The 19,330-nt window shown below is 62.7% G+C and carries 31 protein-coding genes; 30 read left to right on the top strand and 1 reads right to left on the bottom strand.

The features are described 5' to 3' along the window. The 30 genes from tuf to ACTJKX_RS18240 form a co-directional block, all read left to right on the top strand. Positions 1 to 1,164, top strand: a 1,164-nt coding sequence (gene tuf, locus ACTJKX_RS18385; protein WP_440726080.1) for an elongation factor Tu, incomplete at its 5' end; no start/stop codon positions are given. A 68-nt stretch (positions 1,165 to 1,232) separates the two neighbouring features. Then, positions 1,233 to 1,541 carry a 30S ribosomal protein S10 gene (rpsJ, locus tag ACTJKX_RS18380; protein ID WP_068292049.1) on the top strand — a complete coding sequence of 103 codons (309 nt, stop codon included), beginning with the start codon at positions 1,233 to 1,235 and terminating at the stop codon, positions 1,539 to 1,541. Between the two features lie 31 nt (positions 1,542 to 1,572). Next, complete coding sequence (gene rplC / locus ACTJKX_RS18375) at positions 1,573 to 2,277, top strand: 50S ribosomal protein L3 (RefSeq protein ID WP_068292051.1); 705 nt, start codon at positions 1,573 to 1,575, stop codon at positions 2,275 to 2,277. A 10-nt stretch (positions 2,278 to 2,287) separates the two neighbouring features. Next, entirely contained in the window at positions 2,288 to 2,908 is a 621-nt protein-coding gene (gene rplD / locus ACTJKX_RS18370) for a 50S ribosomal protein L4 (RefSeq protein WP_068292053.1), read from the top strand. Further along, entirely contained in the window at positions 2,905 to 3,201 is a 297-nt protein-coding gene (locus ACTJKX_RS18365; protein ID WP_068292055.1) for a 50S ribosomal protein L23, read from the top strand. Before rplD ends, ACTJKX_RS18365 begins: the two co-directional genes overlap by 4 nt. 28 nt (positions 3,202 to 3,229) lie before the next feature. Beyond that, the gene (rplB, locus tag ACTJKX_RS18360) at positions 3,230 to 4,063 is read left to right on the top strand and encodes a 50S ribosomal protein L2 (protein WP_311934449.1); all 834 of its coding nucleotides are present in this window, start codon (positions 3,230 to 3,232) and stop codon (positions 4,061 to 4,063) included. Between the two features lie 11 nt (positions 4,064 to 4,074). Beyond that, entirely contained in the window at positions 4,075 to 4,353 is a 279-nt protein-coding gene (rpsS, locus tag ACTJKX_RS18355) for a 30S ribosomal protein S19 (protein WP_068292063.1), read from the top strand. A gap of 3 nt (positions 4,354 to 4,356) precedes the next feature. Then, positions 4,357 to 4,737 carry a 50S ribosomal protein L22 gene (gene rplV / locus ACTJKX_RS18350; protein WP_068292065.1) on the top strand — a complete coding sequence of 127 codons (381 nt, stop codon included), beginning with the start codon at positions 4,357 to 4,359 and terminating at the stop codon, positions 4,735 to 4,737. Between the two features lie 10 nt (positions 4,738 to 4,747). Beyond that, positions 4,748 to 5,458 carry a 30S ribosomal protein S3 gene (rpsC, locus tag ACTJKX_RS18345; RefSeq protein ID WP_311934450.1) on the top strand — a complete coding sequence of 237 codons (711 nt, stop codon included), beginning with the start codon at positions 4,748 to 4,750 and terminating at the stop codon, positions 5,456 to 5,458. A gap of 30 nt (positions 5,459 to 5,488) precedes the next feature. Continuing rightward, positions 5,489 to 5,902 (top strand): 50S ribosomal protein L16, encoded by a 414-nt coding sequence (rplP, locus tag ACTJKX_RS18340; protein ID WP_311934451.1) that lies wholly within the window; start codon positions 5,489 to 5,491, stop codon positions 5,900 to 5,902. Between the two features lie 10 nt (positions 5,903 to 5,912). Beyond that, complete coding sequence (rpmC, locus tag ACTJKX_RS18335) at positions 5,913 to 6,116, top strand: 50S ribosomal protein L29 (protein ID WP_068292078.1); 204 nt, start codon at positions 5,913 to 5,915, stop codon at positions 6,114 to 6,116. An 11-nt stretch (positions 6,117 to 6,127) separates the two neighbouring features. After that, a complete protein-coding gene (rpsQ, locus tag ACTJKX_RS18330; RefSeq protein WP_105862627.1) occupies positions 6,128 to 6,379 on the top strand; it encodes a 30S ribosomal protein S17 in 252 nt (83 codons plus the stop codon). Between the two features lie 337 nt (positions 6,380 to 6,716). Next, a complete protein-coding gene (gene rplN / locus ACTJKX_RS18325) occupies positions 6,717 to 7,085 on the top strand; it encodes a 50S ribosomal protein L14 (protein WP_311934483.1) in 369 nt (122 codons plus the stop codon). A gap of 1 nt (position 7,086) precedes the next feature. Further along, entirely contained in the window at positions 7,087 to 7,404 is a 318-nt protein-coding gene (gene rplX, locus ACTJKX_RS18320; protein WP_149254718.1) for a 50S ribosomal protein L24, read from the top strand. Continuing rightward, positions 7,397 to 7,984, top strand: a complete 588-nt coding sequence (gene rplE, locus ACTJKX_RS18315; RefSeq protein WP_311934452.1) for a 50S ribosomal protein L5 — start codon at positions 7,397 to 7,399, stop codon at positions 7,982 to 7,984. The genes rplX and rplE overlap by 8 nt, the downstream gene beginning before the upstream one ends. A 42-nt stretch (positions 7,985 to 8,026) precedes the next feature. After that, complete coding sequence (gene rpsN / locus ACTJKX_RS18310; RefSeq protein WP_311934453.1) at positions 8,027 to 8,332, top strand: 30S ribosomal protein S14; 306 nt, start codon at positions 8,027 to 8,029, stop codon at positions 8,330 to 8,332. A 12-nt stretch (positions 8,333 to 8,344) separates the two neighbouring features. Continuing rightward, complete coding sequence (rpsH, locus tag ACTJKX_RS18305; RefSeq protein WP_311934454.1) at positions 8,345 to 8,743, top strand: 30S ribosomal protein S8; 399 nt, start codon at positions 8,345 to 8,347, stop codon at positions 8,741 to 8,743. 17 nt (positions 8,744 to 8,760) lie between these two features. Then, positions 8,761 to 9,294, top strand: a complete 534-nt coding sequence (rplF, locus tag ACTJKX_RS18300) for a 50S ribosomal protein L6 (protein ID WP_311934455.1) — start codon at positions 8,761 to 8,763, stop codon at positions 9,292 to 9,294. Between the two features lie 12 nt (positions 9,295 to 9,306). Further along, complete coding sequence (rplR, locus tag ACTJKX_RS18295) at positions 9,307 to 9,669, top strand: 50S ribosomal protein L18 (RefSeq protein ID WP_149254721.1); 363 nt, start codon at positions 9,307 to 9,309, stop codon at positions 9,667 to 9,669. Positions 9,670 to 9,681: 12 nt separating this feature from the next. Beyond that, the gene (gene rpsE / locus ACTJKX_RS18290) at positions 9,682 to 10,239 is read left to right on the top strand and encodes a 30S ribosomal protein S5 (RefSeq protein ID WP_068292104.1); all 558 of its coding nucleotides are present in this window, start codon (positions 9,682 to 9,684) and stop codon (positions 10,237 to 10,239) included. 16 nt (positions 10,240 to 10,255) lie between these two features. Next, entirely contained in the window at positions 10,256 to 10,447 is a 192-nt protein-coding gene (rpmD, locus tag ACTJKX_RS18285; protein WP_311934456.1) for a 50S ribosomal protein L30, read from the top strand. 12 nt (positions 10,448 to 10,459) lie between these two features. Then, on the top strand, positions 10,460 to 10,939 hold the full coding sequence (gene rplO / locus ACTJKX_RS18280; protein WP_068292112.1) for a 50S ribosomal protein L15: 480 nt from the start codon (positions 10,460 to 10,462) through the stop codon (positions 10,937 to 10,939). A 76-nt stretch (positions 10,940 to 11,015) separates the two neighbouring features. Then, positions 11,016 to 12,356 carry a preprotein translocase subunit SecY gene (secY, locus tag ACTJKX_RS18275; protein WP_068292114.1) on the top strand — a complete coding sequence of 447 codons (1,341 nt, stop codon included), beginning with the start codon at positions 11,016 to 11,018 and terminating at the stop codon, positions 12,354 to 12,356. After that, positions 12,356 to 12,946: an adenylate kinase gene (locus ACTJKX_RS18270; RefSeq protein ID WP_311934457.1), complete on the top strand. Its 591-nt coding sequence runs from the start codon at positions 12,356 to 12,358 to the stop codon at positions 12,944 to 12,946. The genes secY and ACTJKX_RS18270 overlap by 1 nt, the downstream gene beginning before the upstream one ends. Before the next feature lie 217 nt (positions 12,947 to 13,163). Further along, positions 13,164 to 13,532: a 30S ribosomal protein S13 gene (rpsM, locus tag ACTJKX_RS18265; RefSeq protein ID WP_068292123.1), complete on the top strand. Its 369-nt coding sequence runs from the start codon at positions 13,164 to 13,166 to the stop codon at positions 13,530 to 13,532. A 59-nt stretch (positions 13,533 to 13,591) separates the two neighbouring features. Next, complete coding sequence (gene rpsK, locus ACTJKX_RS18260) at positions 13,592 to 13,984, top strand: 30S ribosomal protein S11 (RefSeq protein ID WP_105862638.1); 393 nt, start codon at positions 13,592 to 13,594, stop codon at positions 13,982 to 13,984. Between the two features lie 67 nt (positions 13,985 to 14,051). Beyond that, positions 14,052 to 15,083 carry a DNA-directed RNA polymerase subunit alpha gene (locus ACTJKX_RS18255; protein WP_209430830.1) on the top strand — a complete coding sequence of 344 codons (1,032 nt, stop codon included), beginning with the start codon at positions 14,052 to 14,054 and terminating at the stop codon, positions 15,081 to 15,083. Positions 15,084 to 15,122: 39 nt separating this feature from the next. Continuing rightward, a complete protein-coding gene (gene rplQ, locus ACTJKX_RS18250) occupies positions 15,123 to 15,539 on the top strand; it encodes a 50S ribosomal protein L17 (protein WP_068292128.1) in 417 nt (138 codons plus the stop codon). Between the two features lie 182 nt (positions 15,540 to 15,721). Beyond that, positions 15,722 to 17,116, top strand: a complete 1,395-nt coding sequence (locus ACTJKX_RS18245; protein WP_440726079.1) for a Do family serine endopeptidase — start codon at positions 15,722 to 15,724, stop codon at positions 17,114 to 17,116. Next, on the top strand, positions 17,116 to 18,426 hold the full coding sequence (locus ACTJKX_RS18240; RefSeq protein ID WP_367625743.1) for a replication-associated recombination protein A: 1,311 nt from the start codon (positions 17,116 to 17,118) through the stop codon (positions 18,424 to 18,426). Before ACTJKX_RS18245 ends, ACTJKX_RS18240 begins: the two co-directional genes overlap by 1 nt. Positions 18,427 to 18,523: 97 nt before the next feature. On the opposite strand, the gene ACTJKX_RS18235 is transcribed toward ACTJKX_RS18240, so the two are convergent. Then, positions 18,524 to 19,273, bottom strand: coding sequence for a pyridoxamine 5'-phosphate oxidase family protein (locus ACTJKX_RS18235; RefSeq protein WP_440726078.1), 750 nt, complete (start codon positions 19,271 to 19,273; stop codon positions 18,524 to 18,526). Positions 19,274 to 19,330: the final 57 nt, after the last annotated feature.

The raw sequence follows: 19,330 nt of genomic DNA, 5'->3' as shown, positions 1-19,330 counted from the left end.
AAGCCGCACTGCAACATCGGCACGATTGGTCACGTTGACCATGGCAAGACGTCGCTGACTGCGGCGATCACGAAGGTTCTTGCCGAGACGGGCGGTGCGACGTTCACGGCGTATGACCAGATCGACAAGGCTCCGGAAGAGAAGGCTCGCGGCATCACGATCTCGACGGCGCACGTCGAGTACGAGACCAAGAACCGCCACTATGCTCATGTCGACTGCCCCGGCCACGCCGACTACGTGAAGAACATGATCACGGGTGCGGCGCAGATGGACGGCGCGATCCTGGTCGTGTCGGCTGCCGACGGCCCGATGCCGCAGACCCGCGAGCACATCCTCCTGGCCCGCCAGGTCGGCGTTCCCGCGCTGGTGGTGTTCCTGAACAAGGTCGACATGGTCGATGATCCGGAGCTTCTGGAGCTGGTCGAGCTCGAAGTTCGCGAGCTTCTGTCGAAGTACGAGTTCCCCGGCGACGACATTCCGATCACCAAGGGTTCGGCGCTGATGGCGCTGGAGAACAAGTCTCCGGAGATCGGCCATGACGCCATCCTGGCCCTGATGCAGACGGTTGACGACTACATCCCGCAGCCCGAGCGCCCGATCGACCAGCCCTTCCTGATGCCGGTCGAAGACGTGTTCTCGATCTCGGGCCGTGGCACCGTGGTGACCGGCCGTGTCGAGCGCGGCATCGTCAAGGTCGGCGAGGAAGTCGAGATCGTCGGCATCCGCGCCACCCAGAAGACGACCGTCACCGGCGTCGAGATGTTCCGCAAGCTGCTGGACCAGGGCCAGGCCGGCGACAACATCGGCGCGCTGCTGCGCGGCACCAAGCGTGAGGACGTGGAGCGCGGCCAGGTGCTGTGCAAGCCCGGCTCCGTGAAGCCGCACACCAAGTTCAAGGCCGAAGCCTACATCCTGACCAAGGAAGAGGGCGGCCGTCACACGCCGTTCTTCGGCAACTACCGTCCGCAGTTCTACTTCCGCACGACGGACGTGACGGGCGTGGTGACGCTGCCGGAAGGCACGGAGATGGTGATGCCGGGCGACAACATCGCCATGGAAGTCAACCTGATCGTGCCGATCGCCATGGAAGAGAAGCTGCGCTTCGCCATCCGTGAAGGCGGTCGTACCGTCGGCGCCGGCGTCGTCGCCGCCATCATCGAATAAGAGCTTTCAAAGCGCGTCTTACGGCGCGCCGCCACTCGGCGCGCCATTTAATTTTCGGAGTCAGGGCAATGAACGGCCAGAACATCCGCATCCGTCTCAAGGCGTTCGACCATCGTATCCTCGATACGTCGACCCGCGAGATCGTATCGACGGCCAAGCGCACTGGCGCCGCCGTCCGCGGACCGATCCCGCTGCCAACGCGGATCGAAAAGTACACGGTGAACCGCTCGCCACACGTGGACAAGAAATCGCGTGAGCAGTTCGAGATGCGCACCCATAAGCGCCTGCTCGACATCGTAGACCCCACCCCGCAGACCGTGGACGCGCTCATGAAGCTCGACCTCGCCGCAGGCGTGGACGTCGAGATCAAGCTCTGATCAGGCTCCTCTAGGCTTAGGAACGAACGCCATGCGTTCTGGTGTCATTGCACAGAAGATCGGCATGAGCCGCGTCTATAACGACGCTGGCGAGCATGTCCCGGTCACGGTTCTCCGTCTCGACGATTGCCAGGTCGTCGCTCACAGGACCAACGATAAGAACGGCTATACCGCGCTTCAGCTCGGCGCCGGCCTCGCCAAGGTCAAGAACACGACCAAGGCGCAGCGCGGCCACTTCGCTGTTGCCAACGTGGAGCCCAAGCGTAAGGTCGTCGAATTCCGCGTGCCGGAAGCCGATCTGATTCCCGTCGGCGCGACGATCACCGCGGACCACTTCGTCCCCGGCCAGTTCGTCGATGTCACGGGTACGTCGATCGGCAAGGGTTTTGCCGGTTCGATGAAGCGCTGGAACTTCGCCGGCCACCGCGCCAGCCATGGTAACTCGATCACGCATCGTGCCCATGGTTCGACCGGTCAGCGCCAGGATCCGGGCAAGACTTTCGCCGGCAAGAAGATGGCGGGTCACATGGGTGATGAGCGCATCACCACCTTGAACCTCAAGGTCGTGCGCACCGACGTCGAGCGTGGCCTGATCCTAGTCGAGGGTGCCGTTCCCGGCGCCAAGGGCGGCTGGATCCTGGTGCGCGACGCCGTGAAGAAGCAGCTGCCGGAAGCAGCGCCGAAGCCCGGCGCATTCCGCTTGCCCGAAGCTGCTGCGGCAGCGGCCGGCGAGTGAGGAGGAGCCGATGAAACTCGCAATTACCACTCTCGAAGGCTCCGAAGCCGGTTCGGTCACGCTGTCTGACGAGATCTTCGGTCTCGAGCCGCGCGCCGACATCCTGCAGCGCGTCGTGCGCTGGCAGCTGGCCAAGCGCCAGGCTGGTACGCACAAGACGCTGGGCCGGTCCGAAATCAACCGGACCAAGAAGAAGCTGTACAAGCAGAAGGGCACCGGTGGTGCTCGTCACGGTGCAGCCTCGGCTCCGCAGTTCCGTGGCGGTGGCCGCGCCTTCGGTCCGGTCGTGCGCTCCCATGCCCACGACCTGCCCAAGAAGGTCCGCGCCCTTGGTCTCAAGCATGCGCTTTCGTCCAAGGCGAAGACGCAGCAGCTTATCATCGTCGACAAGGCCGTCGCCGAAGTGATCAAGACCAAGGCGCTGAAGGAAACCTTCGGCAAGCGTGGTCTGGCCAATGTGCTGATCATCGACGGCGCCGAGCTCGACCAGAACTTCGCACTGGCTGCCCGCAACATTCCCAACGTGGATGTGCTGCCGGTCCAGGGCATCAACGTCTACGACATTCTCCGCCGTGACAGCCTCGTGCTGACCAAGGCGGCCGTCGATGCGCTGGAGGCGCGCTTCAAATGAGCACCGATGTCAGGCATTACGACGTGATCGTGTCGCCGGTGATCACCGAGAAGGCGACCGCTCAGTCGGAACATAACCAGGTGGTGTTCCGGGTTTCCCCGGATGCGACCAAGCCGCAGATCAAAGCCGCCGTTGAAAAGCTGTTCAATGTCAAGGTGACGGGTGTCAACACGCTCGTCCGCAAAGGCAAGACCAAGCGTTTCAAGGGCATTCTGGGCACTCAGAGCGATGTCAAGCGCGCGATCGTGACTCTGGCCGAAGGCCACACGATCGACGTGACGACGGGCCTCTGAGGCGCGGGCCGGAAAGGGAGAGAGACCAATGGCTCTCAGGAAATACAAGCCGGTTACGCCGGGCCTGCGCCAGCTCGTGCTGGTCGACCGTTCCGCCCTCTACAAGGGCGCGCCGGTCAAGACCTTGACCGAGGGCCTGACCAAGTCGGGTGGCCGCAACAATACGGGCCGCATCACCTCGTTCCGCAAGTCGGGCGGGCACAAGCGCGCCTACCGCATCATCGACTTCAAGCGTCGCAAGCTCGATGTCGAGGGCACGGTCGAGCGGATCGAGTACGATCCCAACCGCACCGCGTTCATTGCGCTGATCGACTACACCGATGGCGACAAGGCCTACATCCTGGCTCCGCAGCGTCTGGCTGTCGGCGACAAGGTGATTGCCGCCGCTTCGGCCGACGTGAAGCCGGGCAATGCCATGCCGATGTCGGCGATGCCGGTGGGTACCATCGTCCACAATGTCGAGCTCAAGCTCGGCCGTGGCGGTTCGGTTGCGCGTTCCGCGGGCAGCTATGCCCAGATCGCCGGCCGTGATGGCGCCTATGTCATCCTGCGCCTCAATTCGGGCGAGCAGCGTCTGGTTCTGTCGAGCTGCTTCGCCACGGTTGGCGCGGTGTCGAACCCGGACCACATGAACATCTCGCTGGGTAAGGCGGGTCGTTCGCGCTGGCTCGGCGTGAAGCCGTCCGTCCGCGGTGTCGCCATGAACCCGATCGACCATCCCCATGGTGGCGGCGAAGGCCGTACCTCGGGTGGCCGTCACCCTGTCACGCCCTGGGGCAAGCCGACCAAGGGCAAGAAGACGCGTTCGAACAAGGCGACGAACAAGTTCATCGTCTCGTCCCGTCACGCTAAGAAGAAGTAAGGAGACCACCCGTGTCCCGCTCAGTCTGGAAAGGCCCGTTTGTCGACGGGTACCTCCTGAAAAAGGCGGATGCCGCGCGCGGCTCCGGCCGCAGCGAGGTCATCAAGACCTGGAGCCGTCGCTCCACCATCCTGCCGCACTTCATCGGCGTGACTTTTGGCGTCTACAACGGCCAGAAGCATGTCCCGGTGCAGGTGACCGAAGACATGGTTGGCATGAAGCTCGGCGAGTTTGCTCCGACCCGGACCTTCTATGGTCACGCGGCGGACAAGAAGTCGAAGAGGAAGTAAGTCATGGGCAAGCCGAAGTCCGAACGGGCCCTGCCTGACAATGAAGCGAAGGCGGTTGCGCGCATGCTGCGCGTTTCGCCGCAGAAGCTCAATCTCGTCGCGTCCCTGATCCGCGGCAAGAAGGTGGACTCGGCTCTGGCCGACCTGACCTTCTCGCGCAAGCGCATCGCCACCGACGTGAAGAAGACGCTGCAGAGCGCCATTGCCAATGCCGAGAACAATCATGGCCTCGACGTGGACGATCTGATCGTCTCCGAAGCCTATGTCGGCAAGGCTTTTGTCATCAAGCGTTTCCATGCCCGCGCCCGCGGCCGGGCAGGGCGCATCGAGAAGCCCTTCTCCAACCTGACGGTCGTCGTCCGCCAGGTCGAAGCCAAGGCGTAAGGAGCAAGCGATGGGACAGAAAGTTAATCCGATCGGCCTGCGTCTGGGCATCAACCGGACCTGGGATTCCCGCTGGTTCGCCAACAAGGGCGAATATGGCAAGCTGCTGCACGAGGACATTGCGATCCGCCAGGCGCTGATGAAGCTCCTGAAGCAGGCAGCCGTGTCGCGCATCGTCATCGAGCGTCCGCACAAGAAGTGCCGCGTCACGATCTACTCGGCTCGTCCGGGTATCGTGATCGGCAAGAAGGGCGCCGACATCGACAAGCTGAAGAAGGCCGTGTCGAAGCTCACCTCTTCGGAAGTGCACATCAACATCGTTGAAGTGCGTAAGCCGGAAGTGGATGCGACCCTGGTTGCCGACTCCATCGCCCAGCAGCTCGAGCGCCGCGTGGCGTTCCGCCGCGCCATGAAGCGGGCCGTGCAGTCTGCCATGCGTCTGGGTGCGGAAGGCATTCGTATCAATTGCTCGGGCCGTCTGGGTGGCGCCGAAATCGCTCGTCTGGAGTGGTATCGCGAAGGTCGCGTGCCGCTGCATACGCTGCGCGCCGATGTCGATTACGGTACGGCTACGGCTTTCACCACCTTCGGTACGTGCGGCATCAAGGTCTGGATCTTCAAGGGTGAAATCCTCGAGCACGATCCGATGGCCCAGGACAAGCGCCTGGCGGAGGCCGACACCGGCCGTTCGTCTTCGCGCCCCCGTAACGAAGCTGCGTGAGCGGCTCGCGGGAGTTGAGAGAATAGAACCATGTTGCAACCCAAGCGCACCAAATTCCGTAAGCAGTTCAAGGGCCGCATTCACGGTGTGGCCTCCTCGGGCGCGCTCCTGAACTTCGGCCAGTTCGGCCTCAAGGCTCTGGAGCCCGAACGTATCACCGCGCGGCAGATCGAGGCCGCTCGTCGTGCCATCACCCGCGAAATGAAGCGCCAGGGCCGGGTGTGGATCCGCATGTTCCCGGACGTGCCGGTTTCGGCAAAGCCGGCTGAAGTGCGCATGGGTAAAGGCAAGGGCGCGCCCGACCATTGGGTCGCGCGTGTCAAGCCGGGCCGCATCATGTTCGAACTCGACGGTGTGAGCGAGGATATCGCTCGTTCCGCCCTGACGCTCGGTGCCGCCAAGCTGCCGATCAGGACCCGTATCGTGCAGCGCATCGCTGAGTGAGGAAAACACCATGAAGATCCAAGACATCAAGGTGCTGTCCGACGACCAGCTTGCCGATGAACTCGCCAAGCAAAAGAAGTCGCAGTTCAACATGCGCTTCCAGAAGGCCACGGGTCAGCTCGAAAACACGGCCGAGGTGCGCAAGGTTCGCCGCACCATCGCCAAGATCAAGACGGTTCAGAGCCAGAAGGCCGCGACCAAAGCCAAGGCTTGAGGAGATAATTCATGCCCAAGCGCGTCCTGCAAGGCGTCGTCGTCTCTGACAAGAACGACAAGACGATTGTGGTGAAGGTGGAGCGTCGCTTCACCCATCCGCTGCTGAAGAAGACGGTGCGTCGCACCAAGAACTACCATGCTCATGACGAGAGCAACGGCCACAAGGTCGGTGATGTCGTGTGGATCGAAGAAGGCCGCCCGATGTCGAAGCTGAAGCGCTGGGTCGTCGTCGACCAGGCGGCGGAAGCAGCCAAGGCCTGATCGTCTGGCAGGGCAGGGAGGCGTTCCAGCGCCTTCGAGCCGACACGGTAAAAATAAAAGCCGGCGGAAGCCGGCTTTGTGCTTGTGATTGGCCGAAGGAATCGCTAGAAGACCGGCTTTCCTGGAGCGTTGGCGAAAGGGGTGGAGCTCTCCACCGCCTTGGCCGCGCTTTCGTGCTTGTTAATGATTTGCCGGCCGCGAGGCTGGCGAAGTGGGCTCAAAGCCGAGCAGGCAGCGAGCTTCACGGCGGTTGGGTTTCGACCCTGCTGCCAAACCCGAGGTTGGGCCGGGTCCGCTGCGTGCGGATACCAGCCTGCGAAGAATAAGAGGGTACGTCATGATTCAGATGCAATCGAATCTCGACGTCGCGGACAATTCTGGTGCCCGACGCGTGATGTGCATCAAGGTTTTGGGCGGCTCGAAGCGGAAATATGCTTCCGTCGGCGACGTCATTGTCGTTTCGATCAAGGAAGCCATTCCGCGCGGGCGCGTCAAGAAGGGCGATGTGATGAAGGCCGTGGTCGTGCGTACGGCCAAGGACATCCGTCGTGCCGACGGTTCGGTGATCCGCTTCGACCGCAACGCGGCCGTGCTGATCAACAATCAGAAAGAGCCGATCGGCACCCGCATCTTCGGGCCGGTTCCGCGCGAGCTGCGCGCCAAGAACCACATGAAGATCATCTCTCTGGCTCCGGAGGTGTTGTAACATGGCCGCCAAGATCAAGAAGGGCGACAAGGTCGTCGTCATGACCGGCCGGTCCAAGGGCCGTGTCGGTGAAGTGATCCAGGTTTTCCCGGAAGAGAACCGCGCGATCATCCGCGGCGTGAACGTCGTGCGTCGCCATCAGCGCCAGACGGCGAGCCAGGAAGGCGGCGTGATCTCGAAGGAAGCGCCGATCCACCTGTCGAACGTCGCCATTGCCGATCCCAAGGATGGCAAGCCGACCCGCGTCGGTTTCAAGGTTCTCGATGGCGGCAAGAAGGTTCGCGTCGCCAAGCGTTCGGGAGAGCAGATCGATGGCTAAGTCCCCAGCCACCGCCGAGACCGCGAATGGCGATGCCTATTCGCCGCGTCTGAAGGCCTATTACAATGACGTGGTTCGTCCCGAGCTGATCAAGCAGTTCGGTTACAAGAACCCGATGGAAGTCCCCACGATCACCAAGATCGTGCTGAACATGGGCGTGGGCGAAGCCACCGCCGACACCAAGAAGGTCACCGTTGCGGCTGCCGATCTCGCTTTGATCGCGGGTCAGAAGCCGGTGATCACGCGGGCTCGCAAGGCGATCTCGCAGTTCAAGGTGCGTGAGAACATGCCGATCGGCGCGAAGGTCACCCTTCGCAAGACCCGCATGTATGAGTTCTTCGATCGCCTGGTGACGATCGCGCTGCCGCGCGTGCGTGACTTCCGTGGCCTCAACCCGAAGAGCTTCGATGGCCGTGGCAACTATGCCATGGGCTTCAAGGAGCACATCGTGTTCCCCGAGATCAACTACGACAAGGTCGATCAGGTTTGGGGTATGGACATCGTCGTCTGCACCACGGCCAAGACCGATGAAGAAGCGCGTGCGCTTCTGAAGTTGATGAACTTCCCCTTCCGGCAGTGAGGCGGTTGATCCGCCCTCAAACGCGGAACGTTGGAGACCTACATGGCTAAGAAAAGTTCGATTGAGAAGAACAAGCGTCGCGAGAAGCTCGCCAAGCAGTATGCTGGCCGGCGCTCCCGCTTGAAGGCCATCGCGAACGACGAGTCGTTGTCGATGGAAGAGCGCTTCACCGCTCGTCTGAAGCTCTCGGAACTGCCGCGCAACTCCGCCAAGGAGCGCGTGCGCAACCGTTGCGAAGTGACCGGCCGTCCGCGCGCCGTTTACCGCAAGCTGAAGATGTCGCGTATTGCTTTGCGCGAACTCGGTTCCAGGGGGCTGGTTCCCGGCCTCGTGAAGTCGAGCTGGTGAGGAGGTATCGTCATGGCGATCAATGATCCTGTCGGCGATATGCTGACCCGTATCCGTAACGCGCAGATGCGCCGCAAGACCAGCGTGACCACGCCTGGTTCCGGCCAGCGCGCTCGCGTTCTCGATGTGCTGCAGGCGGAAGGCTATATCCGCACCTACACCGTTACCGATTTCGGCAACGGCCGCAGCGAGTTCGAGATCCAGTTGAAATATTATGATGGCGCACCGGTGATCCGCGAGATCGCCCGCGTCTCTAAGCCCGGCCGCCGCGTCTATGTGTCCGTCAAGGACATTCCGCGCGTCGCCAACGGACTGGGCGTGTCCATCGTTTCGACCCCGCGTGGTGTCATGGCCGATCATCAGGCTCGTGAATCCAACGTCGGTGGCGAAGTGATCTGCACCGTGTTCTGAGCCGGGGGAGAGTTAGAATGTCTCGTATCGGTAAGAAGCCGGTTGCTGTTCCTGCTGGCGTCACCGCCAGCCTGGACGGTCAGACCGTCAAGGCCAAGGGCCCCAAGGGCGAACTTTTCTTCACCATCCCCGACCTCATCTCGGTCGAGTTCAAGGACGGTGCGTTCAAGGTCGACCCGAAGGACGATTCCAAGGCCGCTCGCTCCCAGTGGGGCATGTCGCGCACCATGGTGTCCAACATCCTGGTCGGCGTGACGCAGGGCTTCGAGAAGCGTCTCGAAATCAACGGCGTCGGCTACAAGGCCGCCGTTGCCGGCAAGGTCGTCAAGCTGTCGCTCGGCTATTCGCACGACGTCGATTATCCGATCCCGGAAGGCATCACCGTGGTGACGCCCAAGCCGACGGAAATCGTCGTGTCGGGTATCGACAAGCAGAAGGTCGGCCAGGTCGCGGCTGAGATCCGCGAATATCGTGGTCCCGAACCCTACAAGGGCAAGGGCGTCAAGTATGCTGGCGAATTCATCTTCCGTAAGGAAGGCAAGAAGAAGTAACGGAGCCAATCCATGGCAAATGCAAGGCAAGCTCTTGAGCGCCGCAAGGCGCGTGTCCGCCGGCAGCTGCGCTCGGTGGCGAACGGACGGCCGCGCCTCTCGGTTTTCCGCTCTTCCAAGCACATCTACGCTCAGGTCATCGACGATGCGAACGGCAATACGCTGGTTTCCGCATCGACCCTCGAAAAGGACCTGCGCGGCAGCTTGAAGACGGGCGCCGACATCGAGGCCGCGAAGGTAATCGGCAAGCTCCTTGGCGAGCGTGCGGTTGCCAAGGGCGTCAAGGACGTCTTTTTCGATCGCGGCGGCTACATCTTCCACGGGCGCGTCAAGGCGCTCGCTGATGCGGCCCGCGAAAGCGGCCTCAACTTCTAAGGAACGGATTCTATGGCTCGTGAACGTGAACGTGATCGTCAGCGCGAAGAGCGCGACAGCGAGTTCGTGGACCGCCTTGTCCACATCAACCGCGTTGCCAAGGTGGTGAAGGGCGGCAAGCGCTTCGGTTTTGCGGCGCTCGTCGTCGTCGGTGACCAGAAGGGCCGTGTCGGCTACGGCCATGGCAAGGCTCGCGAAGTGCCGGAAGCCATCCGCAAGGCTACCGATCAGGCCAAGCGTGGCCTGGTGCGTGTGTCGCTGCGCGAGGGCCGCACCCTGCATCATGACGTCAATGGTCGTCATGGCGCCGGCAAGGTCATCCTGCGCGCCGCTCCGGCCGGTACCGGCATCATCGCCGGTGGCCCGATGCGCGCCGTGTTCGAATCGCTCGGCATGCATGACGTCGTCGCCAAGTCGCTGGGGTCGTCCAACCCCTACAACCTGGTGCGCGCCACTTTCGACGCCCTGAAGCATGAGGACAGCCCGCGTTCGGTCGCGGCGCGCCGCAGCCTCAAGGTGTCGCAGATCCAGAGCCGCCGTCAGGGCATCGACGCCGAGTCGACGGACTGATCGGAGGGGATGAGCAATGGCTAAGACCAAGACCGTTACGGTCGAGCAGATCGGTAGCCCGATCCGCCGTACCTCGGACCAGCGCGCGACCCTCGTCGGCCTGGGCCTCAACAAGATCCGCCGCAGGAGCACGCTGGAAGATACGCCGGCCGTGCGTGGCATGATCGCCAAGCTCGGCCACCTCGTCCGCGTGGTCGAGGCCGAGTAAGGAGACGCGACGATGAAACTCAACGATCTTCGCGACAATGAAGGCGCTACCAAGGCTCGTATCCGCGTCGGACGCGGTATCGGCTCTGGCAAGGGCAAGACCGGCGGCCGTGGCGTCAAGGGTCAAACCTCGCGCACCGGCGTCGCCATCAAGGGCTTCGAAGGTGGTCAGATGCCGCTGCATCGCCGCCTGCCCAAGCGTGGCTTCAACAACATCTTCGCCTTGGACTTCGCCGAGGTGAACCTCGACCGTATCCAGGTCGCCGTCGACGCCGGCAAGCTCGACGCCAAGGCTCCGGTCACCGCCGAAGCCCTGGTGCAGGCTGGCGTGATCCGTCGCGTCCTGGATGGCGTTCGCCTGCTCGGCCGCGGCGAGATCAAGGCCAAGCTCGCCTTCGAGGTCGCCGGTGCGACCAAGAGCGCCGTGGCCGCGGTCGAAAAGGCCGGCGGTTCCGTCAAGGTGCTGAAGGCTGTGGCAAAGGCGGAAGCCTGATCCTATATGAGAGCGGCTCGCCTCGTCTGGCGGGCCGCACCTTTTTTGGCGCGCTTTCGACACGGCGGAGCACCACATGGCATCGGCGGCGGAGCAGCTTGCTGCGAGCATCAATTGGAGTTCGTTCTCCAAGGCTGACGAACTCAAGAAGCGTATCTGGTTTACGCTTGGTGCGTTGGTCATCTATCGGCTGGGAACCTATATCCCGCTGCCCGGAATCAATCCCGAAGCCTATAAGTCTGCCTTCGATGGCCAGGCCGGCGGTATTCTCGGCCTCTTCAACATGTTCTCGGGCGGCGCCGTTTCACGCATGGCGATCTTTGCGCTCGCCATCATGCCCTATATCTCCGCCTCGATCATCATCCAGCTTTTGACGACGGTGGTGCCCCAGCTCGAAGCCCTCAAGAAAGAGGGGGAGCAGGGCCGTAAGATCATGAACCAGTACACGCGCTACCTCACGGTGGTGCTGGCGACTGCGCAGGCCTGGGGCATTGCCATCGGGCTCGAGGGCGGGCAGGGGGGCATCGTGCTCGCGCCCGGACTGTTCTTCAAGATTTCGACCACCATCACGCTGGTCGGCGGCACCATGTTCCTGCTGTGGCTGGGCGAGCAGATCACCTCGCGCGGCATTGGCAACGGTACCTCTCTGATCATCCAGGCAGGTATCGTCGCCGAGTTCCCGGCGCATCTGGGTCAGATGCTCGACCTAGCGCGGACCGGCGGCATGTCGCCGGTGACGCTGCTGGTTTCGGTCGCTGTCGCCGTTGCCGTCGTGCTGGCCATCGTCTTCTTCGAGCGCGCACAGCGTCGTCTGCTGATTCAGTATCCCAAGCGCCAGGTCGGCAACCGGCTCTATGAGGGCCAGTCCTCGCATCTGCCGCTGAAGCTGAACACCTCGGGCGTGATTCCGCCGATCTTCGCTTCGTCGCTGCTGTTGCTGCCGACCACGGCTGCTGCCTTCGTGGCGCAGGGCAACCCCAATTCCTGGCTGGCGAATGTCTCGATCTACCTGAACCACGGCAAGCCGCTGTTCATGGTGCTCTACGCTCTGTTGATCGTGTTCTTCTGCTTCTTCTATACGGCCATCGTGTTCAATCCGACCGAGACGGCTGATAATCTCAAGAAGCATGGCGGCTTCATTCCGGGCATCCGTCCGGGCGAGAACACCGCCAAGTTCATCGACTATGTGCTCACGCGCATCACCGTGGTCGGTGCGATTTATATCGCCCTGGTTTGCATGGTCCCGGAAATTCAGAATTATATGGTTCCCTCGATTCCCTTCGTGCTGGGCGGTACGTCGCTGCTCATTACGGTGAGCGTCTCGATGGACACGTTGGCCCAGGTTCATGGCCATCTGCTTGCCCATCAGTATGAAGGGCTGGTACGCAAGACCAAGCTGAGGGGGAGCCGTCGCTGATGAAGCTCATTCTGCTGGGACCGCCGGGGGCGGGCAAGGGGACCCAGGCTGTCAGGCTGGCGGAGAAGCACGGTATTCCGCAGCTCTCGACGGGTGACATGCTGCGTGCGGCCGTGCAGGCCGGCACGCCGGTTGGGTTGAAGGCCAAGGCCGTCATGGATTCCGGTGGGCTGGTTTCGGACGACATCGTCGTCGGTATCGTCGCCGATCGCATCGAGGAAAAGGATGCGGCCAATGGCTTCATCCTCGACGGTTTCCCGCGCACCGTGGCACAGGCCTCGGCCCTCGACCGGATGCTGGCGGAGAAGGGCCTGCGCCTTGACGCCGTGATCGAGTTCGTCGTCGACGAATCCGTGCTGCTGTCGCGCATCGAGAAGCGCGCCGCCGATACGGTTGCCCGCGGCGAGAAGGTGCGGCCGGACGACAATGCGGAAGCCTTCAAGACCCGTCTTGAAGCCTACCGCGCCCAGACGGCACCGCTGTCTGACTATTATCGCAAGAGCGGCGATCTTCGCCCCATCGACGCGATGAAGTCGATCGACGAGGTCACTCGCGAGATCGACACCACACTGGCGGCGGTCTCGGTCTGATTCGCCACCCGCATACGCCGTGAGGCGATATGCATGAAGTTTGTCTTTACGAGTTGACGTCTTCGCAGAGAATCTCTAGAAGACGGCTCTCACGTCAAAGACGCGCGGGTCGATCGCTCGGTCAGAGCGAACGGCTCGTTTTTGCGCTGCCGGTTCGCCGGCGATGATTGAACTGATATTCGGCCCTACGCCGGATCAAAGATTTGGAGACCGGAACGTGGCCCGCATCGCTGGTGTCAACATTCCCACTGCCAAGCGTGTCGAAATCGCGCTGCAATATATCCACGGCATTGGCCCTGCCAAAGCCAAGGAGATCGTTGCCAAGGTCGGCATTGCGCCTGAGCGCCGTGTCCACCAGCTGTCGGACCAGGAAGTCCTGCAGATCCGCGAAACTATCGACCGCGATTACATCGTGGAAGGTGATCTTCGTCGCGACGTCGCGATGAACATCAAGCGTCTGATGGATCTGGGCTGCTATCGCGGTCTGCGCCATCGTCGCAGCTTGCCCGTTCGTGGCCAGCGCACGCATACCAATGCCCGTACCCGCAAGGGCAAGGCAAAGCCGATCGCCGGCAAGAAGAAGTAATTCGTTTTCATTCAATCCCGAGCGCCTGGTACCACGGGCGCGCTTGAAGGATCCATACTATGGCAAAAGAAGCCACTGGTCGCGTTCGCCGTCGCGAGCGCAAGAATATCGTTTCTGGCGTTGCTCACGTCAATTCGAGCTTCAACAACACCATGATCACCATCACCGACGCCCAGGGCAACACCATTGCCTGGTCCTCGTCGGGCACGATGGGTTTCAAGGGTTCGCGTAAGTCGACCCCCTATGCCGCGCAGATGGCCGCTGAAGACGCCGGCCGCAAGGCCAGCGAGCATGGCATGCGTACGCTGGAAGTTGAAGTTTCTGGTCCGGGTTCGGGTCGTGAATCGGCTCTGCGCGCCTTGCAGGCGTCGGGCTTCACGATCACGTCGATCCGCGACGTGACGCCAATTCCGCATAATGGTTGCCGCCCGCGCAAGCGTCGTCGCGTCTAATTCCGCGATTTGAGATGGCCCGGCCGCTATTGGAGCGTGCCGGGCTTGTTGGCCGCACCGAGACCGATTGAAGGGTGTCGTCGTGATTCAGAAGAACTGGCAGGAACTTATCAAGCCCCAAAAGCTCGAAGTGACTCCGGGAGAAGATCCGAAGAGCCAGGCAACCGCCGTTGCCGAGCCGCTGGAGCGTGGCTTTGGCGTGACTTTGGGCAATGCGCTGCGCCGCGTTTTGCTGTCGTCCCTGCAGGGCGCGGCCGTGACGTCGGTGCATATCGATGGCGTGTTGCACGAGTTCTCGTCGATCCCCGGCGTGCGTGAGGACGTGACCGATATCGTCCTCAACATCAAGGAAATTGCCGTCAAGATGGCGGCCGAGGGACCCAAGCGGATCGTGCTGAAGAAGCAGGGTCCGGGACAGGTCTTCGCTGGCGACATCCAGACCACCGGCGACATCCAGATCCTCAATCCCGAGCACGTGCTGTGCACGCTGGACGAGGGTGCCGAGATCCGCATGGAGTTCACGGTCAACACCGGCAAGGGCTATGTGGCGGCTGACCGCAACCGGCCCGAGGATGCTCCGATCGGTCTCATTCCGGTCGACAGCCTCTATTCGCCGGTCAAGAAGGTGGCTTTCAAGGTGGAGAACACCCGTGAAGGCCAGATCCTCGACTATGACAAGTTGACGCTGACGGTCGAGACCAATGGCTCGATCACCCCGGAAGACGCGTTGGCCTTCGCGGCCCGCATCATCCAGGACCAGCTCGAAGTCTTCGTCAACTTCGAGGAGCCGAAGAAGGAATCCGAGGCCCCGGCCATTCCGGAGCTCGCCTTCAACCCGGCGCTGCTCAAGAAGGTGGACGAACTGGAACTGTCGGTCCGTTCGGCAAACTGCCTGAAGAACGACAACATCGTTTATATCGGCGATCTGATCCAGAAGACGGAAGCGGAAATGCTCCGTACGCCGAACTTTGGCCGCAAGTCCTTGAACGAGATCAAGGAAGTGCTGGCTCAGATGGGTCTTCATCTGGGCATGGAAGTGCCCGGCTGGCCGCCGGAAAACATCGAAGAGCTCGCCAAGCGCTTCGAAGAACATTATTGATCTGGCGCATCGCGCTGCCAAACTTGAAGGAACAGGGCAATGCGTCACGGCAAGGCTCACCGCAAATTCAATCGTACCGCCGAACATCGCAAGGCGATGTTCGAGAACATGGCGGCTTCGCTCATCAAGCATGAGCAGATCGTCACCACGCTTCCCAAGGCCAAGGACCTGCGTCCGATCGTCGAGAAGCTGGTTACCCTCGGCAAGCGTGGCGACCTGCATGCCCGCCGCCAGGCCATTGCGACGCTTCAGGACGAGACCATCGTCCGGAAGCTCTTCGACGTGCTGGCGACCCGCTACAAGGACCGCCAGGGTGGCTACACCCGCGTGCTGAAGGCCGGCTTCCGCCATGGCGATTCCGCGCCGATCGGCGTGATTGAGTTCGTCGATCGCGACGTGTCGGCCAAGGGCCAGGACTCCGGTCCGGTCGCCGAGGACCAGGCCGAAGCGGCCTGATCGTTCGATCGCGGATCCGGAATTTGAAGGGGCGGTGCGCAAGCGCCGCCCCTTTTTCGTTTTTGCAAGGCAGACTGGAAATCCGCGCTTCAGACGACCACATTTGTACCATTGGCTTTGCGCATGATCTGGTCCAGAAGGGTCTGCGAAACCGATCAAGCCGTACCACTCGGAGTTCATCCATGCGTCGACTGTCCTATGCCGCTTTCGTGCTTCTGGCGGGCCTCGTGCCGGCGCAAGCCCAGGATAGCGTCGTTCCCGAAAGCGCGGCACAGGTGAAGCTGTCCTTCGCCCCGGTCGTGAAGAGCGTCACGGCGGCGGTGGTCAACGTCTATGCCCAGCATGTCGAGAAGGCGCAGGCCAATCCGATGTTCAACGATCCCTTCTTCCGCCAGTTCTTCGGCGGCGGAGCGGCGCCGCGCGAGCGGGTGGAGCGCTCGCTCGGCTCGGGCGTGATCGTCGCCAAGGACGGTATGATCGTCACCAATTATCACGTGATCGCCAATGCCACGCAGGTCCGTGTCGCCCTGTCCGACAAGCGGGAGTTCGATGCGGACATCATCCTCAAGGACCAGCGCGCCGACCTTGCCGTGCTCCGCCTCAAGGGAGTGAAGGGTGATCTCGCCACCCTCGATTTCGCCGATTCCGACAAGGTGCAGGTGGGAGATCTGGTGCTCGCCGTCGGCGACCCCTTCGGCGTCGGCCAGACGGTGACTTCAGGCATCGTGTCGGCGCTGGCGCGTAGCCAGGTCGGCCAGTCGGACTTCCAGTCCTTCATCCAGACCGATGCCGCCATCAATCCGGGTAATTCCGGTGGCGCGCTGGTCGATCTTAACGGCAAGCTGGTGGGCATCAACACGGCGATCGTCTCGCGTTCGGGCGGCAATATCGGCATCGGCTTTGCAATCCCCGCCGCCATGGTCAAGGTGGTGGTGGCCTCTGCGCAAGCCGGTTCCGACCGGGTCTTGCGCCCCTGGATCGGCGCCAGCATGCAGAGCGTTTCGTCCGAGATCGCCGAGTCGCTATCGATGGAGCGGCCGAGCGGCGCCCTGGTGACCGAGGTCGCCAAGAACGGGCCGGCAGCCGAGGGGGGCCTGCAGACCGGCGATGTCGTGCTGGCCGTCGACGGCGCTGCCGTTTCCGATCCCGACGAGTTCGGCTATCGCTTCGCGACCAAGCCCCTGGGGGGCGAGGCGCAGCTCGATGTGTTGCGCAAGGGCGCGCGGCTGAAGGTTTCGGTCAAGCTTGCGGCTGCGCCCGAGACCACGCCGCGGGACGAGACCGTGCTACAGGGCCGCTCGCCGCTCAGCGGCGCCACGGTCGCCAATCTCTCGCCGGCCATGGCTGAGACCTTGGGCATGCCGCTCGACACCAACGGCGTGGTGGTCACCAATGTCGAGGACGATAGCGCCGCGGCCAATTTCGGCTTTCAGAAGAAGGACGTGATTCAGGTCATCAACGGCCAGAAGGTCGATGATGCCAAGGCGTTGGACGCCTTGGTGCAGGAACCGCGACGGTTGTGGCGCATCACCATCGTCAGGGATGGCCAGCAAATCTCGACGATCCTGGGGGGATGATGTCGGACCTGTTTGCGGCAGCGGGACTGGAGAAGGGCGCGCCACGGCCGCTGGCCGACAGGATGCGCCCCAAGCACCTCTCCGAGGTGGCGGGGCAGGATCATCTCGTCGGTGCCGAGGGCGCGCTTACGCGTCTGCTGGCATCGGGCTCGGTCGGCAGCCTGATCTTCTGGGGCCCGCCCGGCACCGGCAAGACCACGGTGGCACGCCTGCTGGCCGGCGAGACGGATCTCGCCTTCGAACAGATCTCGGCGATCTTCACCGGCGTCGCCGACCTGAAGAAGGTTTTCGAGGCGGCGCGCTCGCGGCGCATGATGGGGCGCGGCACGCTGCTTTTCGTCGACGAGATCCATCGCTTCAATCGGGCCCAGCAGGATGGCTTCCTGCCGGTGATGGAAGACGGCACCGTGACGCTGGTGGGCGCCACCACCGAAAACCCATCCTTCGAGCTCAACGCGGCCTTGCTGTCGCGGGCCCGGGTGATGGTGTTCAATGCCCTGGATGAGGCGGCGATCTTGAGTCTCCTCGCCCATGCCGAGGAAGTCGAGGGCAGGAAGCTGCCTCTCGACGAGGAGGCGAGGGCAGTGCTGGTGCGCATGGCCGACGGCGACGGCAGGGCCAGCTTGACCCTGGCCGAGGAAGCCTGGCGCGCGGCCAAGCCCGGCGAGGTCTTCACAGCGGCCAAGCTACAGCAGGTGCTGCAGCGCCGGGCCCCGATCTATGACAAGTCGGCCGATGGCCACTACAATCTGATCTCGGCCCTGCACAAATCGGTGCGCGGTTCCGATCCCGACGCGGCGCTCTATTATCTCGCGCGCATGTTCGATGCTGGCGAGGATCCGCTGTTCATTGCGCGGCGGGTGGTGCGCATGGCGGTGGAGGATATCGGCCTCGCCGATCCGCAGGCGCTGGTGGTCGCCAATGCCGCGAAGGATGCCTATGATTTCCTCGGCAGCCCGGAGGGCGAACTCGCCATCGCCCAAGCCGTGATCTATGTGGCGACGGCCCCGAAGTCGAATGCCGCCTACAATGCCTACAAGGCGGCAACGCGCCTTGCCAAGGAGGGGGGCTCGCTGATGCCGCCCAAGATTATCCTCAACGCGCCGACCAAGCTGATGCAGGCCGAGAGCTACGGCCAGGGCTATCGCTACGACCATGACGAGCCCGAAGCCTTCTCCGGCCAGAACTACTTTCCCGACGCTTTGGGGCGCCGTCAGTTCTACGAGCCAGTCGAGCGCGGCTTCGAGCGCGAGATCCGCAAACGCCTGGAGTATTGGGACAAGATCCGGCGGGAGCGGGGGGAAGGCTAGCCTTCCTGGGCCGCAGGCGCCCCGCCGGCACCTTCCTCTCCTCAACACGCGACGTTTCCAAGGGCAGGCGAGACACCTGCGATCCCAGATTGGGCGCTCAGTCTGCCAATTCGGCTACTTCCTTATCACTCTCATAGAGCTCCTGGGCCTCGAGCAAGGCTTCGTCGAGACGTCGCCCGGCGCGATAGCCAACCAGGCCTGCCGTCTTTCCCATGCCCGGCAGCAGGCGCGGGCAGGGCTCGGCCGTGCCGATCATCGTCTGGACCGGGATGACGCCGGCCCAGACCGGATGGCCGTAATCCTCCTCGTCGTCACCGACGCCGGCGGCGCGCACCTTGGCCGAGGCCTCCTCGATGCGCATGCCGATCACCGTGGTTGCCTTCGATTCCTGCGCATGGGTCTGGCGCAGCTCCGCGGCTCGGCCGGGAAAAAAGCGATTGACCACACCGAGCAGCGCCTTCGCCTTCTCACCCGGGTCGTCGATCATGCGGGCGGTGCCGAAGCAGATCGCCGAGCGGTAATTGGCCGAATGATTGAAGCCGCTGCGCGCCAGCACCAAGCCGTCGAGATGCGAGACCGTCAGGCAGACCGGCGTACCGCCCTTGAGATTGCGCAGCATGCGGCTGGCCGAGGAGCCGTGCCAATACAGCCAATCGCCCGCGCGCCAGTGAATGGTGGGTGTGCAATAGGGCTGCCCATCGATGACATAGGCGACATGGCACAGGAGACCGGCATCGAGTACGGCATAGACGGCCTCATGATCATAGCGGCCACGATCGTGCCGCCGCTTCAATCGGTTGCGCCCGGTGACGGCGAAACGCTCCTTTGTTGCTTCCTGTTCTTTCATGGTGCCTTGCTTTCAACGATGAACATGCGCAGGGTGCGTCATCATATTGGTTCAGGA

This window comes from Labrys sp. 22185 (assembly GCF_052045555.1).
In the GTDB taxonomy this organism is placed as follows: Bacteria; Pseudomonadota; Alphaproteobacteria; order Rhizobiales; family Labraceae; genus Labrys; species Labrys neptuniae.
The sequence above is the reverse complement of the archived record's forward strand: the minus strand, read 5'-3'. Positions and strand labels throughout refer to the sequence as shown.

Coding starts and splice junctions, on each gene's coding strand:
- rpsJ (WP_068292049.1), top strand. CDS start 1,233: ATGAACGGCCAGAACATCCGCATCCGTCTCAAGGCGTTCGACCATCGT.
- rplC (WP_068292051.1), top strand. CDS start 1,573: ATGCGTTCTGGTGTCATTGCACAGAAGATCGGCATGAGCCGCGTCTAT.
- rplD (WP_068292053.1), top strand. CDS start 2,288: ATGAAACTCGCAATTACCACTCTCGAAGGCTCCGAAGCCGGTTCGGTC.
- ACTJKX_RS18365 (WP_068292055.1), top strand. CDS start 2,905: ATGAGCACCGATGTCAGGCATTACGACGTGATCGTGTCGCCGGTGATC.
- rplB (WP_311934449.1), top strand. CDS start 3,230: ATGGCTCTCAGGAAATACAAGCCGGTTACGCCGGGCCTGCGCCAGCTC.
- rplV (WP_068292065.1), top strand. CDS start 4,357: ATGGGCAAGCCGAAGTCCGAACGGGCCCTGCCTGACAATGAAGCGAAG.
- rpsC (WP_311934450.1), top strand. CDS start 4,748: ATGGGACAGAAAGTTAATCCGATCGGCCTGCGTCTGGGCATCAACCGG.
- rplP (WP_311934451.1), top strand. CDS start 5,489: ATGTTGCAACCCAAGCGCACCAAATTCCGTAAGCAGTTCAAGGGCCGC.
- rpmC (WP_068292078.1), top strand. CDS start 5,913: ATGAAGATCCAAGACATCAAGGTGCTGTCCGACGACCAGCTTGCCGAT.
- rpsQ (WP_105862627.1), top strand. CDS start 6,128: ATGCCCAAGCGCGTCCTGCAAGGCGTCGTCGTCTCTGACAAGAACGAC.
- rplN (WP_311934483.1), top strand. CDS start 6,717: ATGATTCAGATGCAATCGAATCTCGACGTCGCGGACAATTCTGGTGCC.
- rplX (WP_149254718.1), top strand. CDS start 7,087: ATGGCCGCCAAGATCAAGAAGGGCGACAAGGTCGTCGTCATGACCGGC.
- rplE (WP_311934452.1), top strand. CDS start 7,397: ATGGCTAAGTCCCCAGCCACCGCCGAGACCGCGAATGGCGATGCCTAT.
- rpsN (WP_311934453.1), top strand. CDS start 8,027: ATGGCTAAGAAAAGTTCGATTGAGAAGAACAAGCGTCGCGAGAAGCTC.
- rpsH (WP_311934454.1), top strand. CDS start 8,345: ATGGCGATCAATGATCCTGTCGGCGATATGCTGACCCGTATCCGTAAC.
- rplF (WP_311934455.1), top strand. CDS start 8,761: ATGTCTCGTATCGGTAAGAAGCCGGTTGCTGTTCCTGCTGGCGTCACC.
- rplR (WP_149254721.1), top strand. CDS start 9,307: ATGGCAAATGCAAGGCAAGCTCTTGAGCGCCGCAAGGCGCGTGTCCGC.
- rpsE (WP_068292104.1), top strand. CDS start 9,682: ATGGCTCGTGAACGTGAACGTGATCGTCAGCGCGAAGAGCGCGACAGC.
- rpmD (WP_311934456.1), top strand. CDS start 10,256: ATGGCTAAGACCAAGACCGTTACGGTCGAGCAGATCGGTAGCCCGATC.
- rplO (WP_068292112.1), top strand. CDS start 10,460: ATGAAACTCAACGATCTTCGCGACAATGAAGGCGCTACCAAGGCTCGT.
- secY (WP_068292114.1), top strand. CDS start 11,016: ATGGCATCGGCGGCGGAGCAGCTTGCTGCGAGCATCAATTGGAGTTCG.
- ACTJKX_RS18270 (WP_311934457.1), top strand. CDS start 12,356: ATGAAGCTCATTCTGCTGGGACCGCCGGGGGCGGGCAAGGGGACCCAG.
- rpsK (WP_105862638.1), top strand. CDS start 13,592: ATGGCAAAAGAAGCCACTGGTCGCGTTCGCCGTCGCGAGCGCAAGAAT.
- rplQ (WP_068292128.1), top strand. CDS start 15,123: ATGCGTCACGGCAAGGCTCACCGCAAATTCAATCGTACCGCCGAACAT.
- ACTJKX_RS18245 (WP_440726079.1), top strand. CDS start 15,722: ATGCGTCGACTGTCCTATGCCGCTTTCGTGCTTCTGGCGGGCCTCGTG.
- ACTJKX_RS18240 (WP_367625743.1), top strand. CDS start 17,116: ATGTCGGACCTGTTTGCGGCAGCGGGACTGGAGAAGGGCGCGCCACGG.
- ACTJKX_RS18235 (WP_440726078.1), bottom strand. CDS start 19,273: ATGAAAGAACAGGAAGCAACAAAGGAGCGTTTCGCCGTCACCGGGCGC.